This window comes from Chlorobaculum sp. 24CR (assembly GCF_004118635.1).
Classification (GTDB): Bacteria; Bacteroidota; Chlorobiia; order Chlorobiales; family Chlorobiaceae; genus Chlorobaculum.
The window spans coordinates 21,081-27,155 of record NZ_SDGU01000035.1 but is presented as its reverse complement, the minus strand read 5'-3'; the positions used below and the strand labels follow the sequence as shown (position 1 = coordinate 27,155).

At 48.8% G+C, this 6,075-nt stretch carries 11 protein-coding genes; all 11 read right to left on the bottom strand.

What is annotated here, in order from left to right; translation table 11 throughout:
• Positions 1-50 precede the first annotated feature (50 nt).
• Positions 51-1,010: a hypothetical protein gene (locus EST62_RS07955; RefSeq protein ID WP_129051569.1), complete on the bottom strand. Its 960-nt coding sequence runs from the start codon at positions 1,008-1,010 to the stop codon at positions 51-53.
• A gap of 131 nt (positions 1,011-1,141) precedes the next feature.
• Positions 1,142-1,492 carry a hypothetical protein gene (locus EST62_RS07950; RefSeq protein WP_129051568.1) on the bottom strand — a complete coding sequence of 117 codons (351 nt, stop codon included), beginning with the start codon at positions 1,490-1,492 and terminating at the stop codon, positions 1,142-1,144.
• A 160-nt stretch (positions 1,493-1,652) separates the two neighbouring features.
• Positions 1,653-1,835 (bottom strand): hypothetical protein, encoded by a 183-nt coding sequence (locus EST62_RS07945; protein WP_167599248.1) that lies wholly within the window; start codon positions 1,833-1,835, stop codon positions 1,653-1,655.
• Positions 1,835-2,113 carry a DUF2442 domain-containing protein gene (locus EST62_RS07940; protein WP_129051566.1) on the bottom strand — a complete coding sequence of 93 codons (279 nt, stop codon included), beginning with the start codon at positions 2,111-2,113 and terminating at the stop codon, positions 1,835-1,837. Before EST62_RS07940 ends, EST62_RS07945 begins: the two co-directional genes overlap by 1 nt.
• Positions 2,114-2,121: 8 nt before the next feature.
• Positions 2,122-2,388 carry a DUF4160 domain-containing protein gene (locus EST62_RS07935; RefSeq protein ID WP_129051565.1) on the bottom strand — a complete coding sequence of 89 codons (267 nt, stop codon included), beginning with the start codon at positions 2,386-2,388 and terminating at the stop codon, positions 2,122-2,124.
• Between the two features lie 70 nt (positions 2,389-2,458).
• Complete coding sequence (locus EST62_RS07930) at positions 2,459-2,875, bottom strand: hypothetical protein (protein ID WP_129051564.1); 417 nt, start codon at positions 2,873-2,875, stop codon at positions 2,459-2,461.
• Positions 2,876-2,946: 71 nt separating this feature from the next.
• The gene (locus EST62_RS07925) at positions 2,947-3,201 is read right to left on the bottom strand and encodes a DUF2442 domain-containing protein (protein WP_129051563.1); all 255 of its coding nucleotides are present in this window, start codon (positions 3,199-3,201) and stop codon (positions 2,947-2,949) included.
• Positions 3,202-3,210: 9 nt separating this feature from the next.
• Complete coding sequence (locus EST62_RS13490) at positions 3,211-3,360, bottom strand: hypothetical protein (RefSeq protein WP_167599252.1); 150 nt, start codon at positions 3,358-3,360, stop codon at positions 3,211-3,213.
• A 36-nt stretch (positions 3,361-3,396) separates the two neighbouring features.
• Entirely contained in the window at positions 3,397-3,654 is a 258-nt protein-coding gene (locus EST62_RS07920; RefSeq protein WP_129051562.1) for a DUF2281 domain-containing protein, read from the bottom strand.
• A 180-nt stretch (positions 3,655-3,834) separates the two neighbouring features.
• Positions 3,835-4,305 carry an SRPBCC family protein gene (locus EST62_RS07915; RefSeq protein WP_129051561.1) on the bottom strand — a complete coding sequence of 157 codons (471 nt, stop codon included), beginning with the start codon at positions 4,303-4,305 and terminating at the stop codon, positions 3,835-3,837.
• Positions 4,306-4,341: 36 nt separating this feature from the next.
• On the bottom strand, positions 4,342-6,066 hold the full coding sequence (locus tag EST62_RS07910; RefSeq protein WP_129051560.1) for a murein L,D-transpeptidase: 1,725 nt from the start codon (positions 6,064-6,066) through the stop codon (positions 4,342-4,344).
• Positions 6,067-6,075: the final 9 nt, after the last annotated feature.

Here is a 6,075-nt window from a genome sequence, read left to right as displayed (position 1 = left end):
TACATTATGACTTTTATGAATATATGTGCTCAATTATTACACTTTTATCTTTAACGAAGCAGAGCTTCGGGGAATATATCCCATAGAGATTCAAGTAAATGAATAACAGGTGAATTATCCCTTGTCATTTGAGCTATTGAATAAAAATGCCCCCAATAATGAAAGACAATTCCCTTAATGAATGGATAAGATATCAGTACACCTTGTTTTTCCAACAAACCATCATTATTACTTTCACCTTCAAATTTGGAAGCTCGATATATTGCATCATTAAGTCTGCCGAACGCCACATTCCATAATTCCCCACTGACTTGAGATTTACTATCACCATCGTAGTAGTGCTGCTGCAGAGCATCAGATGGTTTAGAAATGATTGGAAGCTGGTCAGAAAAATCAATAAGCAGCACAGTATCTCCACAGGAATACTGCTCATTCTTTATATTGTTACCAATCTTCTCAATCAATAATTCTATCACAAGTCTTACAGAGCGAGGATCATAATCAGCATTTCCTTTGTCATAAGGACAAATTTCACCTTCCTTGAAAGCCACTGAATTCCCCTTACTGATTTCACCCTCAAGGTATAGTTTTGATTCAAATGCATCATGCATTATCTCTTTATGCTTAGAATTACCACCAAGCATATTTAAGCTTTTTAACTCTATATAAATATTTTTCCCTCTAAATAAAGCCTTATAGTCAGGAGTTTTTCTGGCTTCATTTTCAGGAACCTTATCAAGAACCAATAATGAGTTAAGCTTTGAATAAATATAAGCTTCAGAGTACTTATTCTTAATCTCTACAAGAGCAGCGTAATCTTCAATATTTTTCAGCGATTTATCTACATGTTTTTCAATATCTTTTAAACTCCGAAAAAACACATCATTAACACACATCTCAACCTCCATTTTATCTATAAAATCAAGATTGATATATAGCATCGGAAAGTTACATCCCATGCCTTTTATATCTTGGATAAGTGTCGAAATCTTTTCTCTAACACAACCCATATTAACCCCATTTATGAATAAATTTATTTATATGCTTTCTGTAAAGACCACCCTTTCTTTGCAAAAAACCATTGAACTTCAATGCTAAATCCATGACGTAATAATGCGATTTCAATGAGTTGCGCACCTTGTTATGTGTCTTTGCTCCAACGAGATATGTTCTCAAGTTCATAACTAAACTCAAGATAATTTGGCTCTACGGCTGTTTCATTTTTTGTAAGATGCACTCCATTGCTCTCAAGAAATAATTCTATATCTTTTAAGGTCTTATCGTTAGCACCAATCTTTATAAACGCTTCACGACGTGGATTAATGTTTATCGTTCCTTTTTGACTTTCCTCAATTCTAGTAATGGTTAGTCCAAGTGAGCGTAAGTGCGCGGCTATTGCTTCTACAACGTGATATGGACCTTCAACTGAACTCTCAAATTCATCAGACAAACAAACAGTCAATGTGTCTGACCAGAATGTATCTTGTTTCACTATATTTTCTCCCCCTTGGTTATTAAAGTTGCATAAAGCTTACTATATATATCTCACATAAAACACCTATAGAAAACTTTTACTAAATCAACAAAAATTTATTGCGTCACAAATATACCATTTCATCAACAAAACACCGCAGCTTTTGCCGTAAAAACCTTCACCCTTCATCAATCTGGCGGAGAATTTCGCTCAGCGAGGCGGCGGCGGCGAGTTTTTCTTCGTCGGTGGCGGCGTTGTAGACGCGGATGATCGCCTGGCCTCCGATGCGGAACATTCGTTGAGCCTTCGGCTCATGCCAAGCTGGGGCTCCGCGCTCCCAGGGCATGTCATCAAACTTCATCAACTCGAAGCGTCCGCTTGGAGCGCATTGTCCGGCATCGCATCAACCGGCACCATCTCCTCGATCAACGTCTCCGGCGCAATATCCTGCTCGTGCGGCCAGGTCACAGCACCAAACAGAATACCGACCTGATTGAAATAATGCTCATCCCTGAGTTCCCGGAAAACACCGCGATCGAGGTAAGGCTTCATATCAAAGACACCCCGACGCCCATCCTCGATTTCAACATAAAGCCGATAATCAGGTAACGGCTTGACAATTTTTGCATCCCAATACATACAAGACCTCACAGCGGTGTAATTTTATATGGTTCTTCCCCATTAATCGCCAACTCCCAATCAGCCATCAATTCGTCACGATGCAATTCAATCCACGCCTGCACCAGGCGCAACTGCTTGCGCGGCAGATTGCCTGCCAGAATATCTCCATCTTCGATGCCCACGGAAGCTTCAAACTCCGCGTATCTGGCATGGAAGTGTGGAGTATTGTGGTGTTTGTTATCAAGAAGATACAAGCGGATAATGATTCCGTAAAACATTGATATAATTGGCATTGAGCATGTTCTCCTGTTACTCGGCTTGAGAAATCAGCGTTGCACTCTTGATGTTAATAAATTTCGCGTTCTACCCCTCTTCAATCTGGCGGAGAATTTCGCTCAGCGAGGCGGCGGCGGTGAGTTTTTCTTCGTCGGTGGCGGCATTGTAGAAGCGGATGATCGCCTGACCTCCGATGCTGATCGGGGGATACTCCTTCCGGGCGAGCATCGGCATCACGGAGAGAAATTGCGCGACCGCCTCCCGCTCCATCCCGTTGATCCGGCCGATCACCTCACCGGCGATGCTGTTCCAGTCATCCGCGCCAAGCCCGGCAACATACGCCGCGCTCTGCACCGCGCCGTACTGAAAGCCCACCACGGCAAACACGACATCCTGATTGCCGCTCCGCTCAAGTCCGGCAGGACATTGGCCGATAGCTTCGGCAAGGAATTGCAGCGCCAGTTGCGTTACCGATTCGAGGCTCTTTTCTGGAATGTCGTTCATTGGTCAAGTGGCTTGAGCGTTGGCATGTTATGCCCTGAAGAAACTGAAATATTCCGCAAAAGCCAAGTTCATCACGACTTGGCCGAACACGACTCCCTTACACATTTTTCATAAACAAACTCAGGATCAAGATCAACGCCGTTCGCCCACTCCACCGTATCGAACGACACCTTTACCGAGCCGAACACAGCCGGATCTGCAAGCTTTTTGAACACACCAAAATTCAGATACGGCTTCATATCCAGAATACCACGTTCGTCATTATCAAACTCTACGACTATCTGATAATCCTTTTCCGCCGTGACCTTTATTACTGAAGGATACATAGTGTTCTATCATTTCGTCGTCACACTCTTATCAGCCAATATCATTTTCATCGCCTCATCATAGTCTATGTCTTCAGCAGTTCCCCCCTCGACAGCAAGAATCCTGTCGAGAATTTCTTGTTCCCAGGCGGCATCAATATCATCAATTACTTTTTGCATATATCCCTCCTCTTTTTCCTTATCTATTTGAGACACCTACTGAATACTGTCCCATACATTTTTGGGATCAGCGATTTTCGTAACTCTGCCCGCTTTGACATCCTCCTTACCACGCTCTATAGCCTTGAGAAACAACGGGTTAGCGAAATAGTCGTCCGTTTCGCTCTGGCTTTTGGACGGCGATGTTCTCCGCCTGTTTTTCTTCTGTAAAAACTCGACAAAGTCAAGTACTTCGTGAAGCATCGGCTCCGGAAGTCCTTGTACTGTTTTGTAGATTTTTTCGGCTGTGTTCATCGAGTCTCCTGTTTTCCCGCTTGTCAAAGCGGCGTTGCACTCTCGATGTTAACAAATTTATGGCGGATTTTGTCAGCCTTGCCAGCAGGTCGCGCAATACCGGAAAAGAGTGGATTGCCGCGTCGCTGCGCTCCTCGCAATGACACACAGCGACAGAACAACGTGCCATCGATAGGCCATCTACCCCTTCTCGAACGCCTCTTGCAGGTTCGCGATGTAGCGGTCGATCTTTTGCTTGAAGGCAAGTTCAACGAGCGGGGCGAGGAGAAATTGCAGGAATCCGGGGAGATCGACTTCGAGCGCGCCTTTGGTGTGGAGCTGAACTTTCGTGCCGGTTCCGGCGGGTTCGATGCGCCAGCCGCCTTCGACCCGTGCGTTGCCCTCGCCCTCGACGGGCGTCCAGCTTACGCTCAGCGACTCGCGGTCGCTGCGATAGGCGCAGGCGTAGATGGTCTGCTGCAAGGTGTGGTCGCCAATGGCGATCTTCTCCATGATCCAGCGGAACGTGTTGCCGCCGAGCGGTTCGAGCTTTTCGAGATCGGGGAAATGCGAAGCGGAATGGGGAACGTCAGCCAGCAGCTCGAACACCTTCTCCGGCAAGGCCGGGGTATCGAACTGCTTCGACACATCGATGGTAACGGTGAATGACATAAACCGGCAAGTTGAGGTTCTGTCAGACGAAATCCCTTACTGCGCAGCCTGTTCGACGTTCCGCCGACCTCTGCTGTTGTCGAGGGCGTTGAGCAGCTCTTTGTCCCTTTTATAAATGTCGTCCCTGAAGTTAATTTTGTCACCGTCAACAAAAGCGGTCTGATAAAAGAAATAGACCGGCACCTTGACCGAAAGCGGAATCGTGCGCGTTTTGCCGGTACCGATCGCAGCTTCGATCTTCGAGAGGCTCCATTTTTCGGAATCGCGCATCAGCTCCTCGGCAAGCTCGAAAGGCCGGTCAACCCTGACGCATCCGTGACTGTAAGCGCGATAGCTTCGCTCGAAGAGCGGCTTGGTCGGCGTATCGTGCATATAGACCGTGAACCGGTTGGGCATGTTAAACTTGATTCTGCCCAGCGATCCGTCATCGCCGGAAGCCTGAACCAGCCGATACGGAAAACCCCCGTTGCTATACTGCGACCAGTTGACGCTCGACGGATCGACCGGTTTGCCCTTGTTGTCCACCACGGTCAACTGGTTCTTGCTGAGATAGCCGATATTCTTTCTGATAGCCGGAATGGACTCCTTGACAAGAATGCCCGAAGGAATCACCCAGTGGGGATTGAAGATGATGGACTGTATCTGGGCGGCAAAAACCGGCGTCTGCAAGTCAGGCTTGCCGACGATGACCCGTGACTTCCACTGGACGGCGTTGTCCCGGACGTACTTGACCGAGAATGCCGGAATGTTCACCATCACATAGGTGCTGCCCAGAATGCCGTCATACCAGCGCGTCCGTTCGAGATTGGCCCGTATCTGATCGACCCGCAGCGGCGCCGGGTAGTTCATGGCGTTGAGGGTCGCGATGCCAATGATGCCGTCAACCGACAGCCCGTGCCGCGCCTGGAAGGCACGCATTGCATCGTACAACTCCTGGGTGTAAACCTTGTCGGCGGGCGCGTTAATAGCCAGAGAATCGGCTGGCGAGGCCGGATCCGAGATCGAAGGCTCGTCCCCTGAGTAGTCGCCAGACAGGATGAGACGCTGGCGGATGAGCGGCATCCGTCGATCGACCTGACCGACTTTTTCGATATTCGGCCCTTGATAAACCGGCTGCCATCCGCCGTTGTCGGCAATCTTGCGGTAACGCGCAAGCGCTTTGCGCAGCCGCGCATACTCTGGCGACAAATGCCGCAGCTCTGCGATCATTTCGGGAAACTCGCTGCCCATGACCGCCGCCATCAGCGTCTGGTCATAGTTCGCGCCCGGCTTGTGGGCGGCGATGTTCCAGTTGGGATCGAGCGAGCCGGGGTCAATTTTGCCCGCACGCAGATTCGACATCAGCGTGAAAACGGCGTCGGTCATGAGGATATCGGCCCGGGCCTGCAATGCCGGAGAATCGGGAGGATTTGCGGCGAATTTCCTGATCTCCGCAAAATGGTAATCGGAGGGGTTGAGGCCGTCTTCGTCACTCTCTTCGATAACATCGACCAGGCGCGCAATGGCCTTTTTATTGGTCCACGCGGCGCGGTAGCCGATCGACCGGTAAAAACGCTGCAACTGCCCGTCAATGACCAGGCGTCGGGGTGCGGTAACATTATCCAGCCGTTCGAGACGGTAGAGATAGCTTTTCAGATAGCTGCTAACCGGCTGGTCAGGAAGTTGGCGAGTGGCGGTGCTGTCAGCCGCATGAGCCGGAACCGGCAAAACCAGAGCGGCAGCCGACATCAGCGCGAACCAGAGCAAAACGAAAGGGAACATTAATAGAGA